Genomic DNA, 26,343 nt, shown 5'->3' with positions numbered 1-26,343 from the left:
TTGCAAGCGTTTCATATAAAAAAAAGATGAAAAAGATACTTATAACAGGAGCTTCGGGCTTTATCGGATCATTTATCGTAGAAGAAGCTTTGTCTCAAGGATTAGAAACTTGGGCTGCCGTTCGTAGCAGTTCTTCACGAAAATATTTGCAAGATAAACGTATTCATTTCTTAGAGCTTGACTTTTCTTCGGAAGATAAGCTTTGTGAGCAGCTTCGTGGGCATGAGTTTCATTATATAGTACATGCAGCAGGAGCCACTAAATGTCAGGATAAAAACGATTTTTATCGTATAAATGCAGAAGGAACAGCCCATTTTATAAAGGCTATTCGTTCTGTTAAAATGCCAATAGAAAAATTTGTTTTTATATCCAGTTTAAGTATTTTTGGAGCTATAAAGCAGCAACAGCCTTATGCAGAGATAACCGATACTGATATACCAGAGCCTAATACTTATTATGGTAAGAGTAAGTTAGCAGCAGAGGAGCTATTAAAAGAGTATGCAGGGACAATACCTTATGTTATTCTTCGTCCTACAGGCGTGTATGGTCCGCGAGAGAAAGATTATTTTATAATGGCTAAAAGTATTAAGCGACATATCGATTTTGCAGTGGGATACCAGCAGCAAGATATTACCTTTGTGTATGTAAAAGATGTTGTACAAGCTGTTTTTCTTGCCATAAAGAAAGGTAAAAATGGTAAGAAATATTTCCTTAGCGATGGCAGAGTATACCAAAGTGTTACCTTTAGTAATATAATTCGTAAGGAGCTTGGTAACCCTTGGTGGATACGCATTACAGCACCTATTTTTGTTTTACGCGTTATTACTTTTTTGGGAGATATAATAGGTAGGATAACAGGTAAGATGAGTGCTCTTAATAGTGATAAATATCATATATTAAAACAGCGTAATTGGCAATGTGATATACAGCCAGCTATTAATGATCTTGGATATCGTCCTAATTATGATCTTATACAAGGTGTTAAAGAGACTATAGCATGGTATAAGGCTAATAAGTGGTTATAAATAATAAAAAAGTATTTTTTCTATGCACAAATTCATAAGATCTTTATTTAGAATAGAAAAGAAGCCTCTTAAGGGTATAATGGCTTTAGAATGGGTTGTTATGGCTTACCTTATATTGACCCTTATGATGGTTTTATTTATGTATACTACAGTAGCTAATCCTAATGAAATGATCTTCGGGCGTTTGCGTATAATAGTTATTACATTAGCCCTATGGATAGTGTATCGTGTATATCCTTGTAAGTTAATACGATTTATTCGTCCTGTAATACAATTAGAATTGTTGGTATGGTGGTATCCTGATACTTATGAGCTTAATAGGTGTTTTCCTAATATGGATCATGTTTTTGCAAGTATAGAGCAGTCTATATTTGGTTGTCAGCCTGCCCTTTTGTTTTCTAAATGGTTATCGGGTGCTGTGTTTAGTGAGCTTTTTGATATGGGTTATGCGGCTTATTATCCTATGATAGCATTAACAGCATTATATTATTTTGGGTGGCATTATAAAGAGTTTGAGCGTTGTGTTTTTATTATTCTTGCTTCTTTTTTTACCTATTATGTTATATTTATCTTTGTGCCGGTAGTAGGTCCTACGTTTTATTATAAAGCTGTAGGTGTTAAAAATATTATGGCAGGTGTGTTTCCTAATGTACACGATTACTTTAATCATAACCAGTCGTGCTTGCCAAGTCCGGGTTATGTTAATGGATTTTTTTACAATTTAGTGGAAGATGCCAAAGCTGCAGGTGAGCGTCCTACAGCAGCTTTTCCAAGTTCGCATGTAGGAATATCTACCATTTGCATGCTTTTGCTTTGGCACGTACGTAGCAAACGTTTGTTGATATTTATGGCTCCATTTTATTTTTTTCTATGTTGCGCTACAGTATATATTCAGGCTCATTATCTTATTGATGTTTTCGCAGGTTTTGTTTCAGCATTAATATTTTATTTTTTCTTTCTTTGGATATCAAGAGATATTATAATAAGAGGAAGATAAAAAAGAGATATTTTTTAGTTATAATAAGATAAATCTTAAAAAAAATATTGTTATTAATGTAGTTTTTATTGTTTTATATTAGTCTAATATATAAAGTTCAATATAAAAAAAGTAATAGTATATAACAGAGAAAAGTAAATAAAAAAAATATTAATGGTATGAAGAGAACTTTATTTTTAGTTGTGTTAATAATATTAACACTGTCTATTAAGGCACAAACTACTATAGTTTATGGCGAAATGGTAGATTCTGTTAGTCGTCAGGGTGAGCCTAATGCCAGTATTAGGGTGTTTAAAGAAGGTAAAATGGACAAACCAGTAGCTATGAGTATAACAGACGTTAATGGTAAGTTTAGGCAGTCTATAAAGGGTATAGGTAGTTATATTATATGTTTTTCATCTACAGGTAGAAAAGAAATAAGGAGAAAAGTTATATTAAAAAAGGAAGGAGGCGATATAAATATAGGGACTCTTTTAGTACATGATGATACAAAACATCTAAAAGGAGTAGATGTAGTAGCACAAAAACCGCTTATTAAGATGGAGACCGATAAGATGACTTACGACGTGCAAGCAGATAACGATTCTAAGAGCAACACAGTGCTTGATATGCTTCGTAAAGTACCTATGGTAGTAGTAGATGGTCAAGATAACATAATGGTAAATGGTTCAAGCTCGTTTAAGGTATATGTAGATGGTAAACCTAACATAATGTTTTCAAGTAATCCATCACAGATATTTAAGTCAATGCCTGCATCAGCTGTTAAGAAAATAGAGGTTATTACTAATCCTGGAGCTAAATATGATGCAGAGGGAACAGCAGGTGTACTTAATCTTATTATGAGTGATATTGATGGAAAAAAGCAAAAAACGAATGGATATAATGGTAATATTTTAGGTCAAGTAAATAGTTTGATGTTTATGGGAGCAGCTTTTTTAAGTGGACAGCAAGGCAAATTTACTTATAATACTAATATATCATATTTACAGAGTTTTCCAGCAGATGGTAATATAACAACAAATCGTATAAATAAGACTGATGGCAGTAAGATGTTTTATGATCAGAGTGGAAAGATGATGCGTGGGTATTCTGTAGGGAATGTTAATCTTGGTTATGATATTGACTCATTAAGTAACATTGGTTTAACATTAAGTATTTTTAGACTTAATGACAAACGTTATGGTCCGGAACGTACAATGTTAAGTGGAGGCAGTTATGGAAAAGGGTTTGAATATTCAGCTGATATTGATGCAAAATCAACATTAAACACAATAAATACGAGTATAGATTATCAGCGTTTCTTTAATAAAGAGCGTACAAAGAGCATTACTTTGAGTTATCTTTTCAATTATACACCTTCTAAAAACGAAATGCGACGTTTATATAAATCTCCCTCTACACCAATACCTTTTCCTTTAAAAGACCTATATTCTCTTAGTGCACCTTATGATGCAGAGCATACAATGCAGTTAGATTATACTATGCCTATAGGAAAAACACAAACATTAAGCACAGGGCTGAAATATATTAATAGAACAAATGATTCTGATTCAAAGTACTATGATATTATTTCAGGAAAAGATATTTATAATGAGAAAAATAGTACAAATTATAAAAACAAGCAGGATATTATGGCTGGCTATGCAGAGTATTCTGGTTCTTTTGGTAAATTTGGCTCTAAAGTAGGTGTACGTTATGAGTATACATGGGAGAATGTGAAATTTTTAAAAGGACATGGTGAGGACTTTAAAAAGAGTTATAGTAATATAGTTCCATCTATGAGTATTACTTATAATATAAAGGCAGCTACAAATATAGGTTTAAATTATAATATGCGCATAGCAAGACCTATGATATCTTCTTTAAACCCATATATTGATAGGACAAACCCACGTACTTTATCATTTGGTAATCCTGACTTAGATGTAGAGAAAACACATTCTATAAGTATTGTCTTCAATTCGTTTACACCAAAATTTATGCTTAATATGACTCTATCAGGTGTAATTTCTAATAATGAGATACAACAATGTAATTTTATAAAAGATAAAAAATTTAAATCTAATTTTATAGATAATATACTTAAATCTGAAGAAGATAATATACTTATATCTACTTATGGTAACATAGTATGTAAGAAAGGATTGAGTATGAATTCGTTTATTAATTATTCATTGTCTACAAAGACACGTGTTTTTATGATTCCAGAGGTATCTTATTATGACTTTAGGTCGAATGTATTATCCGAGCATAATTATGGTTGGGGTGGTAAGCTATTTATGGGTGTACAACAGACCTTGCCTTGGAAGATAGAGAGTAGCTTATTTGGAGGTGCTAATTTTAAAAGTTATTCATTGGAAGGTGATAATGGGGCATTTAGTATGATAGCTATGAGCTTAACAAAGAATTTATTTAAAGACAGATTGAACATTACGCTTAGCTATTTTACACCTCTTACAGGCCGTTTACGCTATAAAGTAAATACCTATAATAATAGTTTCTCACAAAAAATGATTACAAATATATCTATACAAAATGTAGGATTAACAATAAAATGGAATTTTGGTAATACTAAACGACAATTTATAGATCACAAAAGTAAAATAAATAATGATTATAATAAAGAAATTAACAGATCAGAAGCACCTGGCATGGGTATCGGAAATAAAGTAGGAATGTAATTGTAATATAGTTTATAAAACTGTGGATATATATATTTTGAAGACAGAGTAATAGCTCTGTCTTCTTTTATTTATTATTTGGCAATTATTAATAAAAGGCGTAACTTTGCCTATAAATAACTCATTAAGGTAAAGTATGGCTCAAGAACAAGTACAGATACAGGTACAGAAACAGTTACAAGTGCAACGATTATCACAACAACAGATGCTACAGGTGAAGTTGTTGGAGATGCCACTTACAGAGCTTGAGCAAAGTGTGAATGCTGAGTTAGATGATAATCCTGCTTTAGAATCGGGCAATTCTGAAATAGATTTTAATGATACTACTGAGCGTTTGGATAATTCTGTTGACGATTTTGATATTCAAAATGAGCGAGAAGAACGACAAGAAGCTCTTGACACAGCTCTTGAGCGAATGCAATCAGATGATGACCTTCCTATATATGATGGAAGTGTACAACGTAATAACGCCGATTATGAAGAGATAGTTTATGGCGATACTATTTCGTTTATTGATAAGCTTAAAGAGCAATTAGGTGAGCGAGAGTTAGACAATGAACAACGTGAGGTAGTGGAATATCTTATAGGTAGTTTAGATGATGACGGATTATTGCGTAAGAGTCTTGATACTATCAGCGATGAATTAGCTATCTATCAAGGTATAGATATTACAGTGCCAAAGATAGAAGAATGTCTTAAAATAATACAAGATTTTGATCCTGCAGGTATTGGTGCACGTTCATTACAAGAATGTTTGTTATTACAGATAGACAGAAAGGTAGAGAATGGTGAGTGGAAAAAGGATAGTAAGCTTTATCAAAACATTAGAAAAATTATATCCAATTACTTTACAGCCTTTACAAAAAAACATTGGAACAAGATAAAAACAGCATTAACACTTAACGATTTGCAGATAGATACAATTCAGAAAGAAATTAGAAAACTTAACCCAAAACCAGGTGCTTCTATGGGAGAAACAATGGGTAGAAACGTGCAGCAGATCACTCCGGACTTTATTATAGATACAGAAGATGATGGAAAGGTTACTTTTTCGCTTAATCATGGTAATATCCCCGAATTGTATGTATCTCCTGCTTTTAATGACATGGTAGCAGCTTATAAAGAGAATAAGGCAAGTATGACTCGCCAACAGAAAGAGGCATTACTTTATGCACGAGAGAAAGTAGAGAAAGCACAAGGATATATAGAAGCTATAAAACAGCGCCGTCATACTTTAATGGTAACCATGAGGGCTATTATAGATATACAGCAAAAGTTTTTTCAAGATGGAGATGAGGCGGAGCTAAAACCTATGATACTCAAAGATGTAGCAGATCGTACAGGATTAGATATAAGTACGATATCCCGTGTTAGTAATATAAAGTATGCTCAAACAAGGTGGGGAACTTTTCCTTTAAGATTTTTTTTCACGGATAGTTATACTACTGAAAGAGGAGAAGAAATGTCTACACGTAAGATAAAGCTATTTCTTAAAGAAATAATAGAAAAGGAAAATAAGACAAAACCTCTTAGTGATGATAATCTTGCTAAAGTATTAAAAGATAAAGGTTATCCTATAGCTCGCCGAACAGTGGCAAAATATCGTGAGCAATTAGGACTTCCTGTAGCACGTTTACGTAGAGAATGATGAATAACAAAACTATTATTTTAACAGCAAGAATAATAAGTATGATCTTGACACCATTTTATCTTTCAGTGGTAGGAGTTCTTGCTATATTTATTTTTAGCTATCTAAATATGTTTCCATGGCAAGCTAAACTATCGCTTGTTTTGTTAACGTATGCATTTACAGTTCTTATACCATCTATTCTTATACATTTTTATAGACAGTATCATGGCTGGACTTTATTTCAGTTGGGGCATCGTGAAAGGCGTATGATTCCTTATGTTATATCCATTATGAGCTATTTTGTTTGTTTGTATATAATGGACTGGCTTCACCTTCCTCATCTTATCGTGTCTATTCCTGAAGCAGCATTAGTAATACAAATATTATGTGCTATTATTAATGTATGGTGGAAAATATCTACACATACAGCAGCTATAGGAGGAGTAACAGGGGCTTTAATAGGATTTTCTTTTTTATTCAATTTTAATCCTGTATGGTGGTTATGCCTTGTTATTATACTTTCAGGATTAGTAGGATCAAGTCGTATAATACTTAGACAGCATACTATAGAACAAGTATCAATAGGTTATTTTATCGGTCTTGTAAGTTCTTATTTTGTAATAATCTTTTTTTAAAATAGGTTACAATATAAATACCAATTAATAGAAACATAAAATGAAACCAATTATTAGTATTATCATGGGATCAACAAGCGATTTACCTGTAATGGAAAAAGCTTGTAAGTGGTTAGAACAGCAAGAAATACCTTTTGAGGTAAATGCTCTTTCAGCTCATCGTACACCTGCAGCTGTTGAGAATTTTGCTAAAAGAGCTAAGGAGCGTGGTATAAAGGTTATTATAGCAGCAGCAGGTATGGCAGCTGCTTTGCCAGGTGTTATAGCTGCTTCTACTACTTTACCCGTTATAGGGGTACCTATTAAAGGAATGTTAGATGGATTAGATGCCATGCTTTCTATTATACAGATGCCTCCAGGCATTCCTGTAGCTACAGTTGGGATAAATGGAGCTCAAAATGCAGCAATACTTGCTGCAGAAATGATTGCTCTGGGAAATGAAGAAATAGCTCGAAAGTTAGAATTATGGAAACTTTCTTTAGGTGAAAAAATAGAGAAAGCCAATAAAGAATTGGCAGAGATTCAGGATTATAAATTTAAATGTTAATGATAGATTTATTTAATTACGAACGAAGAAAATCAACTGTAACTCATGTAGGTAATCTTAATATAGGTGGTGATAACCCTGTAAGAATACAGTCGATGACAACCACTTCTACAGATGATACTATTGCAAGTGTAGAACAATGTAAACGTATTATAAAGGCTGGTGGCGACCTTGTGCGTCTTACAACACAAGGAAAGCGCGAAGCTGAAAATCTTAAAAACATTAATGAAATACTTCGAGCTGAAGGGTTTGATACTCCTCTTTGTGCCGATGTACATTTTAATGCAAATGTAGCTGATGTTGCTGCTATAACAACGGCAAAAGTACGTATAAATCCAGGTAATTATGTTGACCCTGCACGTACTTTTAAGAAGTTAGAATATACTGATGAAGAATATGCACAAGAGTTGCAGAAGATAGAAGACCGTTTAGTACCTTTTATCAAAATATGTAAAGAGAATAAAACTGCTGTACGTATTGGGGTTAATCATGGAAGCCTATCTGATCGTATTCGTAATCGTTATGGTGATACACCTGCTGGTATAGTGGAGAGCTGTATGGAGTTTTTACGCATCTTTCGTAAATATGATTTTAATGATGTTGTTATATCTATAAAGTCATCAAATACAGTTGTTATGGTGCTTTCTGTACGTTTATTGGTAGCTGAAATGGATAAAGAAAATATGCATTATCCGCTTCATTTGGGAGTTACAGAAGCAGGAGAAGGTGAAGATGGGCGTATAAAGAGTGCTGTTGGCATAGGTGCTTTGCTTGCAGATGGTATAGGTGATACTATTCGTGTATCATTAAGCGAAGAACCAGAAAAGGAAATTCCTGTGGCAAACCATCTATCATGGTATCTTCGTAGGCACGAGAAACATATAATGATACCTGCAGAGGTTAATAAAAATTTTGATTATTTAAATCCTACTCGTCGAAAGACAGTTGCAGCAGTCAACGTTGGAGGAGATAATGTTCCTGTTGTAATAGCTACGCGTAGTACTGATAATGCAGTGCAACAAATAAGAATAAATGGTATGCCTATTCCCGACTATATTTATATACAAGGGAAGCTACCAGAAGAGTTAGATGATAAACAGAAATACATCATAGATTATAATGTATATATAGATCTTGTTAATACAGGTAAGATGCCTAATAGTAATATATATCCAATTTTTCCTGTGATGGGGCAAGTATTTATTGGCTTGATACAAGCACCAATTAAGTTTTTGGTATTAAAATATGGTACTCCTACAGATGAGTTTTTTGCTTGCTTGCGTTATCATCCAGAAGTAGTTGTAGTTTGTATGACAACTCATCAAAATAGGTTAGGTGATCAGCGTGCTTTTGCTCATCAGCTTATGAATGAAGGTTTAACTAATCCTATAATATTTTCACAGATGTATGAGCATTTTATTAATGAGAAATGTTGTGAAGGGATATCTGCAAAAGAGAAATTTCAGATTGAAGCTGCCGCAGATATGGGCGCATTGATGATAGATGGATTGGTAGATGGAGTTTGGTTGATGAATAAAGGTGATATACCTCAAGATGATGTAGAGCAAACAGCTTTTAGTATTTTGCAAGCAGGTAGACTTCGTATGGTTAAAACAGAATATATATCTTGTCCAGGTTGTGGAAGAACTTTGTATGATCTGCGTACTACAATAGCAAGGATTAAGGAGGCTACTAAGGGTATGAAAGGGTTGAAGATAGGTATAATGGGTTGTATTGTGAATGGTCCAGGCGAAATGGCAGATGCTGATTATGGTTATGTTGGGGCAGGTCCAAATAAGGTTAGTCTTTATAGAAAACAGGAGTGTGTAGAGAGAAATATTCCTGAAGATGAGGCTGTAGAGCGTTTATTGAATTTGATAAATCAAGATCAAGTAAGTAGATAATAGTAAAAGTTTTATATGGTTTCTTGTTTATTTGATATTTTATTTTATCATAATCATGGTTAAGTCTCTATTTTTCTATATAAGTTAATTAGGGGTAACATTATCCTTATTATAACTATGTGTATGATAATACATCTATTACTTTATTAAGAATGGGATAATATTAGACAAAAGATATTTATTTATAATAATGTAAGTGTCTAATATTTTCCCATTTGTTATGCTAAAATATTACAGTCAAATAAAGTTTTATAATTCTTGTTTGACATGCATACGAGCTTCTACAACATTTATAATATAGTCGCCAAGCTTTTCACATTCTTGTATTAAGTCCATATACATAGTTCCAATAACGTAAGTATATTTGCGAGTATTTATATCATTAATGTTTTGATCACGTAACTGATTGCGAAATTTGTTTATTTCGTTTTCTATAGTAAAAGAACGATTTAGATAGTCATTATTACGCTTAATAAGCACTTTATCCATTTGTGAAAGAGCTTCATCGGTAAGTTTAAACATTTGCTCTATATTATTGTATTGATCTTCTGTAAAGTGTTCATTCTTATATCCACGCTTACGCTTGATAGTGCGTGCTAAGTTATAACAAGAATCGCCAATACTTTCTATTTCGCTTATTTCACGTAGCATATCGCGTACTTTTTCTTTAGTATCATCACTAAGATGTGAATCACTTACTTGGTCTAAGTATTTTGCAATTTCCACTTCCATGTTATCTGAAATGCTTTCATACTTTTCTATTCTATTAAATAATTTTGTAAAAGGTTCTTCTTCACGTGTATTAATAAGTTCACGTACCATACAAAACATACGATGAATGCGTTCAGAAAATGATTGTATTTCTTTTGAAGCTTCTAATACTGATAGTTCAGGAGTCTTCATAATGCCAACTTGTATGAAACGTAAACGAAACTCATCATCTTCTTTATTTGTTTTATTTTTAACAAGCATACATACTATTTTTTCAAACTGTGGTATAAACCAAATAAGAATAGATGTATTACAAATATTAAAACAGGTATGAAACATTGCCAAAGCTATAGGTAATAGTTTTGCTATTTGTTCTTGGGTAAGATTTTTTGCATGAGTATCATAACCAACGAGGTTGCATACAAAATCTACAAAAGGATAAAAAATGCACATTATCCATATAACCCCTATTAAATTGAACATAAAGTGAGCAAAGGCAGCTCTGCGTGCTTGTGTATTAGCAGCAAGAGCAGCGAGATTAGCTGTTATAGTGGTACCAATATTTTCACCCATTACTAAAGCTACACCAAAGTAAATAGGTAGTACACCTGTAGAGCATAATAGTAGAGTAATAGCCATTACAGCAGCAGAACTATGTATCATACAAGTGATTAGCGAACCTATAAGGAGAAACATTACAATGTTAAAGTGATTTGTAGGATCGAATGAAGAAAAGAAATGTACGGCTGCAGGATTGTGTGATAAATCTAATTCGTTACCTGCCTGACTTAATAGAACTACTGCAAAAAACAAAAAAGCTAAACCGAAAAGTAAATCTCCTATATATCGACGTTTTTTGTTATAAATAAGGATAATACCAATGAAAAAAGCTACGAAAACAGCTATTTCTAAATTTATTTTAAACCCAACAGACATAATCCATGCCGTAAGTGTTGTGCCTATATTGGCTCCCATAATGACAGAAATAGACTGTGATAGAGTGAGTAGCCCTGCATTAACAAAACTTACCGTCATTACAGTTGTGGCTGTAGATGATTGTACTGCCGCTGTAACAAATGTACCTGTAAGCATACCTGTAAATCGATTGGTAGTCATTGCCCCAAGAATGTGGCGTAGTTGTGAACCTGCAAGCTTTTGTAAAGCTTCACTCATTACTTTCATACCATATATTAGTAGTGCTAATGCACCAAGCAGCTTTATGGTAATAATTATGTAGTCATTTGTGTTCATGTAACAACAATGATATGTATATAATTCATTTTTGTATCTGCAAATTTACAAAAACATATTACTTTTAGCAAAATATATATATATCTTTTATGTTATTTGATAGATAATATCAATAAAAAGCCTAACTTTACATGGTCAATACAAAACTAAATATTATAAGTTATGGAACAGAAAATAAAAATACGGTGTAAAAATAACAATAAAATTATTTTAGCAAAAAGAGGTAGTACTTTGGAAGACATATATTCTTTGACAGGTTTGAATATTCCTTATGGTCCTGTAAGTGCTCGTGTTAACAATAAGGTAGAAGGGCTTCATTTCTGTGTTTACCAAAATAAAGATGTAGAATATTTAGGTCTTAATACTCCATCTGGTATACGTACTTATACACGCTCTCTATTTATGGTACTTTGTAAAGCTGTTCACGATTTATATCCAGGAAGTGAAGTGATTATAGATATTCCTATATCAAATGGTTATTACTGCAATCTTAACTTAGGGCATAAGGTAGAAGAGGAAGATGTTTATAAGATACGTAACCGTATGAGTCAGATAATAGAGGCTGATTTACCTATTCAGCGTTTTGAGTCTACTACAGAAGAGGCTATAGATATGTTTGCTAAGTTGGGTGACGAGGCAAAGGTAAAGTTGTTAAAAAGTAGTACATCTCTTTATTCTGTGTTTTATGTTCTCGATGATTATATCGATTATTATTATGGTTCTATGCTTACTAAAACGAAGGAAATTACTCTCTTTGGATTAGAGCTTTATTATGATGGTGTGTTATTACGTATACCATCTGTAAAAGATCCATCAACATTAGGTGAAATAGTAAAACAAGATAAAATGTTTGAAGTCTTTAAGGAACATCATCGATGGCAGAATATTATAGGTATTAGTACTGTGGGTGATTTTAATGATGCAGTATCAAAAGGGTTAGCTACTGATCTTGTTAATGTTAGTGAAGCATTGCAAGAGAAAAAGATTTCGCATATAGCTGACAGTATTTCTATTAATGATAAGCTCAAAGTAGTACTTATAGCAGGACCTTCTTCAAGTGGGAAGACTACTTTTTGCAAACGTCTTTCTATACAATTATTAGCTTGTGGAATAAAACCTATTCAAATATCTTTAGATGATTATTTTGTTAATCGCATCGATACACCAAAAGATGAAAATGGAGAAGAAGACTATGAAAGTCTTTATTCTCTTAATATTAATCTTATTAATGAGCAGTTTAATGCTCTTTTTAGTGGTGAAGAAGTGGAGTTACCTAAGTATAATTTTCAAACAGGTATTAGCGAAAAAAGCGGAAAACGTATAAAGATGTATGATAATAATATTCTTATAGTAGAAGGTATTCATGCTCTTAACCCAAAGCTTACAGAGAATATACCTTCTGAAAAGAAATTTAAGATTTATGCTTCTGCCCTTACTACTATTCTTTTAGATGATCATAACTATATTCCAACTACTGATAATCGTTTGCTTCGCCGAATAGTACGCGATTATAAGTATCGTGGTTGTTCAGCTAAAGATACTATTCATCGTTGGCCTTCCGTACGAGCTGGTGAGAATAAATGGATATTTCCTTACCAAGAAGAAGCCGATGTAATGTTTAATACAGCAATGCTTTTTGAGTTAGCTGTTATTAAGCAGCAGGCTATAATGATATTAGAGCAGGTACCTGAAAGCTGTGAAGAGTATGCAGAGGCTTATCGTTTGCGTAAGTTTTTAAGTTACTTTTCGCCTCTTTCTAATCGTAATTTGCCTCCTACATCGTTGCTTAGAGAATTTTTAGGAGGTTCTTCTTTTAAGTATTAGATTTATTTCTGTAAGGTGAAAACCTTTTTAAAAATTTTTAAAATTAGGGACTGATACTTTATAAGAAGTGTCAGTCCTTTTGATTTTTTTTTTGTTTTGAGAAATCTAAATAATAGATTCTTTTATAGATTGCACAATATAATCAACATCTTTATCTGTTACTAATGGCCCACTCGGTAGACATAAGCCACAGCGAAACAATCCAACGCTAATACCATTTTCATAGGAAGGGCATGAAGCATAGACAGGTTGCTTATGCATAGGTTTCCAAAGTGGTCGTACTTCTATATTAGCTTTATCAAGAGCAATACGCATAGCCTCAACATTAGTGTTTGGTTCACAGTCGGTATGCGCAGCTTCAGCCACATGGACCACACCTGCAGCACCGCCTACAGCACTTGTTACTACTGTTTTATAAGCATTTTCTTCTCCTTTTACTTTGAGGTGTTCATCTAAAAGAATAGTATTTAACCAAAAGTTAGAGTCGTATTTTTTACTAATATTATCGTGGAAGGTGATACCATTTAGATTTTTAAAAGCCTCTTTGTATAAATGAGCAATGTGTTTATGATGCGCTATATGCTCATCTAAAACAGTCATCTGTCCACGACCAATGCCTGCACAAATATTACTTAAGCGATAATTATAACCAATGTGTACATGTTGATAATACGGATAAGACTCTCTTGCTTGTGTTGCATAATACATTATTTCTGATTTTGCTTTATCATTAGGACATATCAAGGCACCACCACCAGAGGTAGTTATCATTTTGTTACCATTAAAACTAATTACTCCATATTTGCCAAAAGTGCCACATAATTGTTTGTTATAACGTGATCCTAATCCTTCTGCAGCATCTTCTATTACGGGAATATCATATTTTTCAGCTACATCAAGTATTTCTTTAATTTTTGCAGGCATACCATATAGATATACAACGATAATAGCTTTAGGCTTCTTACCTGTTTTTTTTATACGGTCTTTTATAGCGTCTTCTAAAAGGCAAGGATCCATATTCCATGTATCTTTTTCTGAATCGACAAAAACAGGAGTAGCTCCTTGGTAAGTAACAGGATGAGATGATGCACAAAATGTAAAACTCTGACATATAACCTCATCGCCAGCCTTTACACCAAGTGCTATTAAAGCTAAATGTATAGCAGAAGTTCCTGAAGCTAAAGCAACAATTTCTTTTTCTTGTAAATAATCAAATTGGTCTTGCCATAAATTATCTGGATTATTTTCATGTGCTAAAATACTTTTAGGATAACCATCTTCTATAAAAGTTTTTGTATTTGGTTTTGATGCAAAAAAAGATTTTAGTTCAGCCTCAAATTTATTAACATTAGGTCCTAAAGGCACAACCCAGTTTTGCTCAAATGCTTCTTGAATATACTTTTGTTCATTACCAGACATATGTGCTAAGCACAATAAAATTCGTTTATCCATACAGTCATATAGTTTTTTATATTCACAAAGGTAAAAATTATAATTAAGAAAAAGAAGTTTTGAGAATTGATAATTAATAATAAAACAACCCTTATATGTTTTGTTACATATAAGGGTTGTTTTATTATATGAAAGATAGCTGTTACTATATAATGCTTACGTTTTGCAGAATTGCATAATTAATAATATAGTTAGCTTCTTTTTTATGTATAAAGATGATGTATTTGTTAAATATATAGTTTTATTGTGCATTTATTTCTTTGAGTAATCTGTCAGCATGTCCCCATTTGTCCATTAAATAGAGTACATAGCGTATATCAACACCTATGCAACGTGCAAGATTACGATCAAAGTTAATATCGCTAGAAAGGCTATCCCAATTACCATCAAAGGCTAAGCCTATAACCTCACCTTTACCATTAAAGATAGCAGAACCAGAGTTTCCACCAGTAATATCGTTATTGGTAAGGAAGCAAAGCTGCATTTTTCCTGTAGTTTTATCAGCATATTTACCGAAGTCTTTCCTACTCATAAGATCCATCATAATAGGCTCCGTCTTGTACTCCTCTACCTGATCGCCACGCTTCATCTTCTCAACAATGCTCTCTGCAGTGGTGTAATAGTTGCTATCCCAACTACCTAACTGGTAGCCACCTACCTGACCATAAGACAAACGCATAGTAAAGTTAGCATCGCTATAGTGTGGCATATCCATTTCCATTTCTACCTTTGCTTGGCAAAGTTTCTTTTCTTGAAGTGCGATAGCTTCTTTATCGCTTCCCACTTGGATATTAATCTTACGGAACATATCAAACAGTTGTTTTCCTACAATATATCCAGGGTCTTTCTTTAACATCTTGCTGTTAGGGTAAAACTTGGTACCCTCTATCATTAACTTTGATTTTTTATATAACCATTCGGTGTATTTCTTGTAGTCGTCACCAAATTTTATCTTTATATCTTTTAAGAATTTTGGTTGATATTCGCCAGGTACTTGGTCAGCATAATTCTTCAGCATAGCTGCTGTCATCTCTTTATCGAGATTTATATTCCATTCTTTGGAATTATCATTAAAGAAATAATAAAAGTCTTTTGTTCCCTTTGTACCAATATGTTTCATACCTTTTTCACGGTAGATATTAGTAGCACGTATGAAAAACTCAGATGTTCTCCAAAACGATTCTAACCAATATATATAAGCCTTAGCAGGTGCAGCTACCTTAGTATAAAGCTGTGATAGCTTAGCAAAATCGACATTGGTAGCTTCATCTTGTGTTTTCTTATCTTTTAACCACTTTTGTATTTTTTCTTCATATTGTAGTTTTTGGCGAATAAGACCTATGGAATCTATACACTTATTCATACCCATAGAGTTTTTCCAGTAGTTAGCAGAACCAACATATTTATCTTCGTATTGAATGCGTGTGTTTTCATCAGCGTCCATATACTTTTTCATTATAGCCAACTTAATATTACGAGAGTAAATGCGAGCAGCATTTTCTATATCTCTGCGTTGCTGTATACCATACGAAGATAGGTATCTATTAGTAGAGCCAGGGTAACCTACTGTCATAGCAAAAGACTTGTCTTGGTATCCTTGCATACTAACAGGTGCCCAGCTTGAAGGATGATAAGGCACATTATCCTTTGAATATTTAGCAGGACCATTAGTCTTAGGGTCGGCATAGATGCGGAATACTGAGAAGTCGCAAGTTTGTCGAGGCCACATCCAGTTGTCTGTTTCGCCGCCAAATTTACCCATACTCTTTGGAACAGTAAATACTAAACGTAGGTCGTTAAACACCTGATATGTGGTAGCAAAAAACTTATTTCCTTCATAAAAAGGATCTATTCCAACATGTAGGCTTTTATCTATTTTTTTTACAGAGTCGGTCATTACATTTGTAAGAGAATCTATAATAGCGTCTAACTTTTTAATGTTTTTGCCAGAGGTTAAGCTGTTTACCTTACTTGTAATATCTTCTTGATTTTTCATAAAAGATACAAACATATTTTCATTAGGCAGCTCTTCACTAAAATCTTTAGCATAAAAACCATCTATCATATAGTCGTGTTCTACTGTAGAGTGTGCGTTTATAGCACTAAAACCACAGTGATGATTAGTAAGTACCAGTCCATCTGGAGAAACAACTACGCCAGAGCAGAATCCAGAGAAATTGACTACATTGTTACTAATGGCGTTAGGTGCACCATATATCATGTTCTGTGGTAATGTAAAGCCTTCGCTTTGCATAGCCTGGAAAACTGGTTGAGGCAGGTTGTAGAGTGTCCACATACCTTCATCAGCATGTACACTGCCTAAAGATAACAATCCTGCGACGAGTAAGAATAATTTTTTCATATACACTTTAATTAATTTTATTGATTTAAAAAAGGTGGAATTTATGTTTAATTTTTTGTATAGCTCCTTTAGGCATATCATGGTACATGATATGTGCTATAAACAATAATATTATTATTGTATTAGCTATAAAGGCAAAAGGTGCTGATAAAAACTCATTAGAATAGGTTATTCCTGTAAAGAAAATTAACGCAATTACAAAATAAGTAAAAATACTTTTTAGAGGATAGTTTATGGGATAATATTTCTGTCCTGATATATATGATAAGATCATAGCAACGGCGTTACCAGTAAGTCCTGCCCATGCGCATGCCATATATCCATATTTAGGTACAAAAATAATGTTTATGCTAATAATAACGATACACCCTATACCAGAAAGGTATACCCCCCAAATAGTTTTATCTATAAGTTTATACCAAAAACTAAGATTAAAGAAAGCTCCCGTCATAATACTTCCCATCATTACAATAGGTACAACCTTTAATCCTTCACGATAGTCTTTAGCAATAAGATGCTGTAAAATATTCATGTATCCCATTACTACCAAGAAAGCTAAGAGGGTAAATATGATATAATATTTCATAGCTTGTCCATAGGTTTGTTTGCTATCCTTGTCTTTAGCTTTACCAAAGACAAATGGTTCGTAAGCATATCTGAAAGCCTGCATTATCATAGACATAATCATTGCTATCTTTACAGAAGCTCCAAAAATACCTAATTGCTTATGTGCATCAGCAGCATGATATAATTTAGGGAAAAGTATTGGTCCTGCATTCTGATTCATCATACCCGCAATACCTAAGACAAGTATAGGCCATGAATAGCTCAACATCTTTTTGATGAGCTTTATATCTAATAGTTTAACTCCTGAGAAGAATCCTTCTTTAAGCTCTTTCCAAAAGAAAAGCGTTATTGATGCAGTGCAAAACAAATTGATATAGAAAGCATATCCTACATCGTGCCCGCCAAGGAAAAGATAATAAGTTAGGTTTAAAACTATGTTAAGTGCTATAAAAAGGAGTTTTAGTCCGGCAAACTTTAATGGTCTTTTCTTATATCTCAGGTAAGCAAAAGGAATACATTGAAAAGCATCTATGGCTACAGTAACAAACATAACCCATACAAACGAGGGGTGTTCTGCGTACCCCATAAAGTGAGATATAGGACTAAGAAAAGCAAATATAATAATAATAAAAAGTAAAGATGATATTCCTACCATTGATAATGTGGTAGCGTATATCTGTTTAGAATTTTCGTCAGTCTTATTAGCATAACGAAAGAAGGTAGTTTCCATACCATATGTAAGTATTACTAATAGTACGCTTGTGTAGGCATATATATTAGTAATAACACCATATCCTCCGCTTTCAGCACTAATCTTAGCAGTGTAAAGAGGCACTAAAAGATAATTAAGAAATCGTCCAACGATACTACTAACACCATAAATTGCCGTATCTTTTGCTAATGATTTTAAGTTTGCCATTGTTTTGTACTTATTATATAATTATAAAAAACGTCTATTTTAAAAGAAGAGGTAGCATACGATAATTGCAGCGATAACACCCAAAATATCGGCAAGTAAGCCACAAGCAACAGCATGCCGAGTATATTTTATGCTGACACTGCCAAAGTATACAGCTAAGATATAGAAAGTAGTATCTGTAGAACCTTGGAAGACGCATGATAGTCGTCCTATAAAAGAATCAGCCCCATAGGTCTTCATAGCTTCTACCATAAGTCCACGAGCACCACTCCCTGATAGAGGTTTCATAAGTGCTGTTGGTAAAGCTCCTACAAAATCGGCGTTTATACCGCACATTTCTACTATATATTTTACAGCTTTTATAAGTACGTCCATAGCTCCTGATGCACGAAACACACCTACGGCAACAAGTATAGCTATTAGGTATGGAATTATTCGTACTGCAGTATGAAAACCTTCTTTAGCTCCCTCTATAAAGGCGTCATATACATTAATCTTTTTTATTAGACCTGCTATAATGAAGAGTACTATGACGGACATTAAAATAAGATTAGAAGTTATTGACGTTACAGACGCCATAGTATCTTTATCCATCTTGCCAAAGCCCCAGATAACAAACCCTACAAACCCTATCAAGCATGCTAAGCCAAATAAAAGTGTGGGTTGTAATAAGTTGATACGTTGCCAAAGGGCAGTAAAAATAATACCAGCAACGGTAGCAACAGTAGTAGCTAAAAGGATAGGGATAAACACATCTGTGGGCTGAGATGCTCCATAAGTACTACGAAAAGCAAGTATGGTGGTAGGTATAATGGTAAGCCCAGAGGTGTTTAGCACCAGAAACATTATCATAGAATTGGTGGCAGTGTCTTTCTTTGGGTTAAGTTCTTGCATCTGAGCCATTGCTTTAAGCCCTGTTGGTGTTGCGGCATTATCCAAACCTAACATATTAGAGGCTATATTAAGAAAAATAGAACCCATGACAGGGTGATTCTTTGGAATGTCAGGGAAGAGTTTAGAAAAAAATGGGCTTAGTATTCGTGCCAAGACATTAACGATACCAGCTTGTTCACCTATTTTCATAATACCCAGCCACAAGGCTAAAACGCCTGTTAAACCAAGAGAAATTTCAAAGCCTGTCTTCGAAGAATCGAAAGTAGCACCGACTATTTTCTCAAAGATTGTAGCATCACCAAGTAGAAGAGAGATTATCCCAAAGATAAATGCAATGAGGAAAAATGCTATCCAAATATAGTTAAGAACCATAATGCTATTTTTTGCAACAATACATAATTGTAGCTAATTATAAAAATCAGCAACAAAAGTACACATTTTTTTATAGTTATTCCACATATAATAAGTGAAAGTAATATAACAATAAAGGCTTACCCGTTAGAGTAAGCCTCATAATTATTAAAAATATTAATAAATAACTATATATTATTTACTTCTTCATTTTTAGATCGTAGCTCAGTCCTTTTGTTGCAACAGCCTCTTCAAAGTCGGCATTTACCATACGAAGTGTAGAATCGTTAGATACTAAGAAATTTACTTTATTACCCTTGCCAAGCTCAAAGGTGTAGTAAGTATTTTCCTTACCATTTACTTTCTTTTTTACAACATCATACTTGCCATGGTAGTTCTGGGTAGACTTAGCTTTAGTATCGCTCTCCATATAACTTTCTGTGGCAGAGAAACCGTTAGTAGAGTCGGTAGCTAAAGATAAATGATATTTAACGCCTGCACAATCGGCAGCTGGTGTCATACCCTCAAATACTACAGAATCTGCTGCTGTTAGGGTACTATCTTTTGCAGTAGAATCAGATGATGTTGCATTAGATGTTGTCTTACCATTCTTACAAGCTACCATTGCTGTGCATATAGCCATAATAAATAATACTTTCTTCATAAAACTGTTCTTTAAATTTACATAATATTTTATTCATTAAAAGAGAAATAACCCCCTTTAAACAGGCGCAAATATAAGTAAAAAAAAATAATATATTATCAAGGTAGAACAAAAAACAGCCCTTATTGTAGATAATTAACAATAAGGGCTATAATATATATGATTATATATAATCGTTAATAACTTATATTAATCGCTTACAGTATCATAGTTGTTTTCACGACGAGGACGACGATCTTCACCCCTATAATCGCCATCACGACGAGGACGACGATCGCCACGAGGACGACGTTGAGGCTCTACATAACCTTCTGGTTTCTCTAAAAGCACTCTATGCGAAAGCTTATATTTACCAGTCTTTTGATCTATCTCTAATAATTTTACCTTTATCTTATCGCCTTCTTTGATGCCAGCTTCTTCCACTGTTTCAAGACGCTTCCAGTCGATTTCTGAAATATGTAATAAGCCATCTTTGCCAGGCATGATTTCTACAAAGCAGCCATATGGCATGATAGAGCGAACAACCCCTTCATAAACCTCACCTATTTCAGGAACGGCAACAATAGATTTAATCTTGCTTAAGGCAGCATCAATAGACTCTTTGTTTGGTGCTGAAATGGAAATCTTACCCTGATTATCAATCTCTTCTATAGTGATAGTTGCACCTGTATCTTCCTGCATCTGCTGAATAATTTTACCTCCAGGCCCAATAATAGCTCCGATAAACTCTTTAGGGATAAAGAGTTGCTCGATGCGTGGTACTTGTGGTTTCATTTCTGAACGGGGAGCAGGCATCGTTTCCATCATCTTTCCGAGAATATATTCACGACCTGCCTTAGCTTGCATCAATGCCTTTTCTAAAATTTCATACGACAAACCATCACACTTAATATCCATCTGGGTAGCTGTAATACCATCTCTTGTGCCTGTTGTCTTAAAATCCATGTCGCCTAAGTGATCCTCATCACCAAGAATATCGCTTAGAATAGCATACTTATCCTCACCAGGATTTTTAATTAATCCCATAGCTATACCTGATACTGGCTTTTTCATAGGTACACCTGCATCGAATAAAGCCAAAGTGCCTGCACATACAGTAGCCATAGATGAAGAGCCATTAGATTCTAAAATCTGACTTACTAAGCGTACCGTATATGGGAAATCTGTAGGAATCTGGTTTTTCAAAGCACGCCATGCCAAGTGTCCATGACCTATCTCACGCCTACCTACACCACGTTGCGCCTTAGCTTCACCTGTAGAGAAAGGAGGAAAATTGTAATGAAGTAAAAAGCGTTGATAACTCTTTTCTAAAACATTATCTACCATTTTTTCGTCCATTTTAGTACCTAAGGTGCAAGTGGAAAGCGACATTGTTTCGCCACGTTGGAAAATAGCACTACCATGAGGCATAGGCAAAGCATCTACCTCACACCATATATGACGAATCTCATCGGTAGCTCTACCGTCCATACGCTTACCTGTATCAAGCACACTACGACGCATAGTATCACGCTCTACATCAGCATAATAACGTTCTATCATTTCATGCTTTTCGGCTAACTCATCAGCTGTGAGATCTTCATGGGCAGCATCATATTTCTCAATAAAGTCTGCCTTAATCTGGCTATATACCTCTTCGCGATGATGTTTGTCGTCATCACCACTCTGTGCTTGAGCATAGCAAGCATTATATGTCTCTTTGCGAACTTGCTCACGAAGCTCATCGTCGTTTACCTCGTCGCAATATTCACGCTTAACATCAGTGCCACATTCCTTAGACAGCTCTTCCTGAAGCTCACACATAGGCTTAATGGCTTCATGAGCAGCTTTTAATGCCCCAATAAGCTCCTGCTCAGATACCTCGTCCATCTCGCCTTCTACCATCATAATATTATCTTTTGTTGCACCTACCATGATATCCATATCGGCTTCTTTCATCTGGTCAAATGTAGGATTGATAATATATTCACCCTTAATACGTGCTACTCGTACTTCGGAAATAGGATATTCAATAGGAATGGTAGAAGCTGCAAGAGCTGCAGAAGCTGCAAAACCAGCTAAAGCATCAGGCTGATCAACACCATCTGCTGATAATAACATTATCTGTACATATACCTCTGTATGGTAATCGGATGGAAATAGTGGACGAAGAACGCGGTCCACCAAGCGCGAAGTTAAAATTTCATCATCATTAGCCTTACCCTCTCTCTTGGTGAAACCACCAGGAAAACGACCTGCGGCAGAATACTGCTCGCGATAATCTACTTGTAAAGGCATAAAATCAGTACCTGGAACTGCCTCTTTAGCTGCACAAACCGTTGCCAACAATACAGTGTTGCCCATACGCAACATGGCTGCACCGTCGGCTTGTTTTGCAACCTTTCCAGTCTCAATAGAGATGGTTCTACCATCTGCTAATTGAATTGTTTTCGTAATTACGTTCATCTAAATCTTAAAAAAATCTTATCGTTTTGACCAATATCTCTGAAGGGTTATAAGGATAAAGACAATAGGCAGAAATGCCATATAACCCAACCTTACAACTTATCAAGCTATAAAAATTAATCGTGCAAATATACCTATTATATATGTAAATTACAAATTAAAACTAAATTATTTTACCCATAAAACTATATACTATGGCATTTATCATATAAAAAAAATAGTTAAAACTTTTTTTTTATAAAGATTATCATATTAAGTAGATACTTTTTATTTAGTAAACGATAATTGTTTTAATAATAAATGATTAATCATTAAAAATAAAAATAAACTATTTTTGCAGTAAAAATAAATTAAAATTACCGCAAAAATAGTTTATTTTTCATTCTGAACACTATCCTTTTTATGAAAAGCAGATTATGTTTTTATCGGAAAAAGATAGTGTTTTAAGTATCATAAGGATAATTATTATAGTAAATGATATTGCACAAAAGCCTCCATAGCTTCATAACAAGCTAAGCCTAATTTGTCATAAAGCTCAGCTGTGCCACGGTTACGGTCTTCTGCACGCTGCCAAAACAAACGTTCATCATTGCCTAAGAAAGGTGCGCTTTCCATTTGACTTTGATGGCGTAAGATAGAATTTCGTTTAGCACGGAGCTCTTCAGGACTCATAGGTACACACATCTCAATGTTTTCTATTTCCCATTCTGCCCATGCACCACGATACATCCATACACGACAGTCGTCTAACCATTTAGCATTTGCTTTCTTCTCCTCGTCTAAAGCAGCAAGAACAGCATTAGTACACTTTCTATGAGTGCCGTGAGGATCTGCTAAATCGCCAGCTACATATATCTGATGTGGCTGCACTTCTTGTAATAGTTTCTGTACTATTTTAACATCAGCTTCTTTCATGGGGAGCTTCTCTATCTTGCCAGACTCATAGAAAGGTAGGTCTAAAAAATGAACACGACTAAGCGGAATGCCATTATAACTGGACGCCATACGTGCCTCACAACGACGAATTAAGCCCTTAATAGTGCGGACATCTACCGAGTCGATATCATTAGGATTCTTATTTTTTAAAAACTCTTTTATCTCCTTATACTTACCTCTTATTACCTCATCACCAGCATTATTGAATAGCTGATTGAATCCGTTTATAAAGTGCATAAAGCGAGTTACTTCCTCATCACCTACTGCTATGTTACCAGATGTTTCGTAAGCCACATGCACCTCATGCCCCTGTTGTACCAAACGACGAAGTGTTCCACCCATAGAAATAACATCATCATCAGGATGTGGAGAGAATACTATAACACGTTTTGGATAAGGATTGGCACGTTCAGGACGATTACTGTCGTCTGCATTAGGCTTTCCTCCTGGCCAACCTGTGATAGTATGCTGAAGATCATTAAAAATTTTAATATTAGCATTGTAGGCTGAACCATAAAGAGCTAACAGCTCGCTTAGACCATTTTCGTTATAGTCTTTATTAGTGAGTTTTAAAATAGGTTTCTTGGTAATACCGCAAAGCCAAACTAAGGCAGAACGAGTAAGCTTGTCTGTCCACTTACAAGATGTTACAAGCCAAGGATGAACAATACGGGTTAAACGAGCAGCACCAGCTAAATCGGTTACAACACATGCACCCTCGTGGGTTTGAAGGAAAGAAGCTGGTATGCTATCGGTAACAGATCCTTCTACCATCTCTTGTATAATGCCTGCTTTCTCATCACCCCATGCTGCAATAAACACTTTCTTTGCAGATAATATAGTTTTTATTCCAATTGTGATACTACAAGGGGGAACTGATTCTAAAGAGCCGAAACTCATAGTCATTTCTTGACGTGATAAAGCATCAAGCAGTATTAAGCGAGAGGTAGAAGCTAAGCTTGAACCTGGCTCATTACAAGCAATATTACCACTACGGCCTATACCCAAAAGAGCTGCATCTAATCCACCAAATGTTTTTATGCGTTGCTCATACAAGCGACAAGACTCTTGTACTTGTTCTTGAGGAATAGTTCCATCAGGTGTAAAAACATTTTGTAGGTCTATATCTACGTGGTCTATAAACTTTTTGCGTAATTGAGTAATACTCTTATAGTTACTTTTTTCGTTAAGAGGAAAATACTCATAAGCATTAAACACTACCACATTCTTAAAGCTAAGGCCTTCTTCTTTATGTAAACGAATAAGCTCTTCATATACTGGGGTTAGAGATAAACCTGTACCAGCTGCCAACACATAATACTTGCCTTCGCATGCTTTTTTCTTAATCTGGGTAGCAATACTATTAGCTAAAAAGCGTGTACCTTCAGCTATAGATGGATAAATGTCGGTATATATCTTCTCAAAGCGTGTAATTTCAGAACGGTCTACGGCTGTTTTAGGGCGATAGAAGTCTTCAGAAACACTATTTAAAACAATCTCCTCACTTAGATTAAGTCTCATAAATCACTTCCTTTCTTATTGCTTTTATCTTGTGTTTGTTTTTTTATAAATTATAAATTTTTTGATTCAATGTCTTTAAAGTAGCGGTAAGTGCTTACCTTTAATTCGTCAGTAGCTGCTTCATCGCATACAATAACAGAATGTTGATGTAACTGAAGAGCACTGATTGTCCACATTTGTGTTACACCACCTTCTACTGCAGCTTGCAAAGCACGTGCCTTATTATGACCATTAACAAGAATGAGCACCTCTTTAGCGTCCATTACAGTACCTACACCTACTGTTAAAGCATGTTTTGGAACTTTAGTTATATCATTGTCAAAGAAACGAGCATTAGCAATGATAGTGTCTTGTGTTAGAGTTTTAACACGAGTACGAGATACTAACGATGAACCTGGCTCATTAAAAGCAATATGACCATCAGGACCTATACCACCAATAAAGAGATCTATACCACCTGCTTGAGCTATCATTTCTTCATAACGGTTACACTCGTCTTCCAAATTCTCTGCATTACCGTTAAGAATATGAATATTCTCTCTTGGGCAGTCTATATGATTAAAGAAGTTAGAAAACATGAAAGAATGATAACTTTCGGGGTGTTCCTCAGGTAAACCTACATACTCGTCCATGTTAAAAGTGATTACATTGGCAAAAGAAACACGACCTTCCTGATAAGCCTTAACCAAATTTTTATACATTCCTAATGGTGAAGAACCTGTGGGGAGCCCCAGTTTAAAAGGTTTTTCCGCAGTTGTCTGAGCGGAATTAATACGTTTGATAACATACTCAGATGCCCATTGCGATAGGCTAGAAACATCTTGCTCAATAATTAGTCTCATACTAATAAAGAAATAATTTAGGTAATTTATAATTTTTCTTCCTTAGAAAATACATTATAACAATGTATATTCTAAATAGAATTATGTGCTTATTTTCTTTACAAAATTAAGTAAATTATTCATTAGCACAAAAGAAACATGTATAAATAGTTCTTAATCTATATATAAAATTATTATCTTATCAT

The 26,343-nt window shown here is 34.3% G+C and carries 17 protein-coding genes; 8 read left to right on the top strand and 9 right to left on the bottom strand.

Features of this window, described 5'->3' with window-relative positions:
- Window positions 1-26 precede the first annotated feature (26 nt).
- The 7 genes from F596_RS0104790 (at window position 27) to F596_RS0104760 (ending at window position 9,419) form a co-directional block, all read left to right on the top strand.
- Window positions 27-1,025 (top strand): NAD-dependent epimerase/dehydratase family protein, encoded by a 999-nt coding sequence (locus F596_RS0104790; protein WP_019036057.1) that lies wholly within the window; start codon window positions 27-29, stop codon window positions 1,023-1,025.
- 22 nt (window positions 1,026-1,047) lie between these two features.
- Window positions 1,048-2,022: a phosphatase PAP2 family protein gene (locus F596_RS0104785; protein ID WP_019036056.1), complete on the top strand. Its 975-nt coding sequence runs from the start codon at window positions 1,048-1,050 to the stop codon at window positions 2,020-2,022.
- Between the two features lie 158 nt (window positions 2,023-2,180).
- Window positions 2,181-4,703, top strand: coding sequence for an outer membrane beta-barrel protein (locus tag F596_RS0104780; protein ID WP_019036055.1), 2,523 nt, complete (start codon window positions 2,181-2,183; stop codon window positions 4,701-4,703).
- 136 nt (window positions 4,704-4,839) lie between these two features.
- Window positions 4,840-6,351, top strand: coding sequence for an RNA polymerase factor sigma-54 (gene rpoN, locus F596_RS0104775; protein ID WP_019036054.1), 1,512 nt, complete (start codon window positions 4,840-4,842; stop codon window positions 6,349-6,351).
- Complete coding sequence (locus F596_RS0104770; protein ID WP_008447326.1) at window positions 6,351-6,968, top strand: membrane protein; 618 nt, start codon at window positions 6,351-6,353, stop codon at window positions 6,966-6,968. Before rpoN ends, F596_RS0104770 begins: the two co-directional genes overlap by 1 nt.
- Before the next feature lie 40 nt (window positions 6,969-7,008).
- Complete coding sequence (purE, locus tag F596_RS0104765) at window positions 7,009-7,515, top strand: 5-(carboxyamino)imidazole ribonucleotide mutase (RefSeq protein ID WP_008447374.1); 507 nt, start codon at window positions 7,009-7,011, stop codon at window positions 7,513-7,515.
- Window positions 7,515-9,419: a 4-hydroxy-3-methylbut-2-en-1-yl diphosphate synthase gene (locus tag F596_RS0104760; RefSeq protein ID WP_024992632.1), complete on the top strand. Its 1,905-nt coding sequence runs from the start codon at window positions 7,515-7,517 to the stop codon at window positions 9,417-9,419. The genes purE and F596_RS0104760 overlap by 1 nt, the downstream gene beginning before the upstream one ends.
- A gap of 249 nt (window positions 9,420-9,668) precedes the next feature.
- Here F596_RS0104760 and F596_RS0104755 read toward each other — a convergent pair whose 3' ends face one another.
- Complete coding sequence (locus F596_RS0104755) at window positions 9,669-11,381, bottom strand: Na/Pi cotransporter family protein (protein ID WP_008447237.1); 1,713 nt, start codon at window positions 11,379-11,381, stop codon at window positions 9,669-9,671.
- Between the two features lie 162 nt (window positions 11,382-11,543).
- Here F596_RS0104755 and F596_RS0104750 point away from each other — a divergent pair, with 162 nt between their 5' ends.
- Window positions 11,544-13,205, top strand: a complete 1,662-nt coding sequence (locus F596_RS0104750) for a nucleoside kinase (protein ID WP_019036052.1) — start codon at window positions 11,544-11,546, stop codon at window positions 13,203-13,205.
- Between the two features lie 105 nt (window positions 13,206-13,310).
- On the opposite strand, the gene F596_RS0104745 is transcribed toward F596_RS0104750, so the two are convergent.
- The 8 genes from F596_RS0104745 to nagB form a co-directional block, all read right to left on the bottom strand.
- Window positions 13,311-14,657: a DegT/DnrJ/EryC1/StrS family aminotransferase gene (locus tag F596_RS0104745; protein WP_019036051.1), complete on the bottom strand. Its 1,347-nt coding sequence runs from the start codon at window positions 14,655-14,657 to the stop codon at window positions 13,311-13,313.
- 241 nt (window positions 14,658-14,898) lie between these two features.
- Complete coding sequence (locus F596_RS0104740; RefSeq protein ID WP_024992633.1) at window positions 14,899-17,019, bottom strand: S46 family peptidase; 2,121 nt, start codon at window positions 17,017-17,019, stop codon at window positions 14,899-14,901.
- A gap of 25 nt (window positions 17,020-17,044) precedes the next feature.
- The gene (locus F596_RS0104735) at window positions 17,045-18,505 is read right to left on the bottom strand and encodes a lipopolysaccharide biosynthesis protein (RefSeq protein WP_019036049.1); all 1,461 of its coding nucleotides are present in this window, start codon (window positions 18,503-18,505) and stop codon (window positions 17,045-17,047) included.
- Between the two features lie 39 nt (window positions 18,506-18,544).
- Window positions 18,545-19,771 (bottom strand): nucleoside recognition domain-containing protein, encoded by a 1,227-nt coding sequence (locus F596_RS0104730; RefSeq protein ID WP_019036048.1) that lies wholly within the window; start codon window positions 19,769-19,771, stop codon window positions 18,545-18,547.
- A 178-nt stretch (window positions 19,772-19,949) separates the two neighbouring features.
- Window positions 19,950-20,414 carry a copper resistance protein NlpE N-terminal domain-containing protein gene (locus tag F596_RS0104725; RefSeq protein WP_008447187.1) on the bottom strand — a complete coding sequence of 155 codons (465 nt, stop codon included), beginning with the start codon at window positions 20,412-20,414 and terminating at the stop codon, window positions 19,950-19,952.
- Window positions 20,415-20,603: 189 nt separating this feature from the next.
- Window positions 20,604-22,859, bottom strand: a complete 2,256-nt coding sequence (locus F596_RS0104720; protein WP_019036047.1) for a polyribonucleotide nucleotidyltransferase — start codon at window positions 22,857-22,859, stop codon at window positions 20,604-20,606.
- A 465-nt stretch (window positions 22,860-23,324) separates the two neighbouring features.
- Window positions 23,325-25,316, bottom strand: coding sequence for a glucosamine-6-phosphate deaminase (locus tag F596_RS0104715; RefSeq protein WP_008447403.1), 1,992 nt, complete (start codon window positions 25,314-25,316; stop codon window positions 23,325-23,327).
- A gap of 50 nt (window positions 25,317-25,366) precedes the next feature.
- Window positions 25,367-26,158, bottom strand: a complete 792-nt coding sequence (gene nagB / locus F596_RS0104710; protein WP_008447391.1) for a glucosamine-6-phosphate deaminase — start codon at window positions 26,156-26,158, stop codon at window positions 25,367-25,369.
- Window positions 26,159-26,343: the final 185 nt, after the last annotated feature.

Source organism: Prevotella amnii DSM 23384 = JCM 14753 (assembly GCF_000378745.1).
Taxonomy (GTDB): domain Bacteria; phylum Bacteroidota; class Bacteroidia; order Bacteroidales; family Bacteroidaceae; genus Prevotella; species Prevotella amnii.
The sequence above is the reverse complement of the archived record's forward strand: the minus strand, read 5'-3'. Positions and strand labels throughout refer to the sequence as shown.

What these genes read in the sequence shown, in the direction of transcription:
- F596_RS0104790 (WP_019036057.1), top strand. Translation starts at nt 27, where the DNA reads ATGAAAAAGATACTTATAACAGGAGCTTCGGGCTTTATCGGATCATTT.
- F596_RS0104785 (WP_019036056.1), top strand. Translation starts at nt 1,048, where the DNA reads ATGCACAAATTCATAAGATCTTTATTTAGAATAGAAAAGAAGCCTCTT.
- F596_RS0104780 (WP_019036055.1), top strand. Translation starts at nt 2,181, where the DNA reads ATGAAGAGAACTTTATTTTTAGTTGTGTTAATAATATTAACACTGTCT.
- rpoN (WP_019036054.1), top strand. Translation starts at nt 4,840, where the DNA reads ATGGCTCAAGAACAAGTACAGATACAGGTACAGAAACAGTTACAAGTG.
- F596_RS0104770 (WP_008447326.1), top strand. Translation starts at nt 6,351, where the DNA reads ATGAATAACAAAACTATTATTTTAACAGCAAGAATAATAAGTATGATC.
- purE (WP_008447374.1), top strand. Translation starts at nt 7,009, where the DNA reads ATGAAACCAATTATTAGTATTATCATGGGATCAACAAGCGATTTACCT.
- F596_RS0104760 (WP_024992632.1), top strand. Translation starts at nt 7,515, where the DNA reads ATGATAGATTTATTTAATTACGAACGAAGAAAATCAACTGTAACTCAT.
- F596_RS0104755 (WP_008447237.1), bottom strand. Translation starts at nt 11,381, where the DNA reads ATGAACACAAATGACTACATAATTATTACCATAAAGCTGCTTGGTGCA.
- F596_RS0104750 (WP_019036052.1), top strand. Translation starts at nt 11,544, where the DNA reads ATGGAACAGAAAATAAAAATACGGTGTAAAAATAACAATAAAATTATT.
- F596_RS0104745 (WP_019036051.1), bottom strand. Translation starts at nt 14,657, where the DNA reads ATGGATAAACGAATTTTATTGTGCTTAGCACATATGTCTGGTAATGAA.
- F596_RS0104740 (WP_024992633.1), bottom strand. Translation starts at nt 17,019, where the DNA reads ATGAAAAAATTATTCTTACTCGTCGCAGGATTGTTATCTTTAGGCAGT.
- F596_RS0104735 (WP_019036049.1), bottom strand. Translation starts at nt 18,505, where the DNA reads ATGGCAAACTTAAAATCATTAGCAAAAGATACGGCAATTTATGGTGTT.
- F596_RS0104730 (WP_019036048.1), bottom strand. Translation starts at nt 19,771, where the DNA reads ATGGTTCTTAACTATATTTGGATAGCATTTTTCCTCATTGCATTTATC.
- F596_RS0104725 (WP_008447187.1), bottom strand. Translation starts at nt 20,414, where the DNA reads ATGAAGAAAGTATTATTTATTATGGCTATATGCACAGCAATGGTAGCT.
- F596_RS0104720 (WP_019036047.1), bottom strand. Translation starts at nt 22,859, where the DNA reads ATGAACGTAATTACGAAAACAATTCAATTAGCAGATGGTAGAACCATC.
- F596_RS0104715 (WP_008447403.1), bottom strand. Translation starts at nt 25,316, where the DNA reads ATGAGACTTAATCTAAGTGAGGAGATTGTTTTAAATAGTGTTTCTGAA.
- nagB (WP_008447391.1), bottom strand. Translation starts at nt 26,158, where the DNA reads ATGAGACTAATTATTGAGCAAGATGTTTCTAGCCTATCGCAATGGGCA.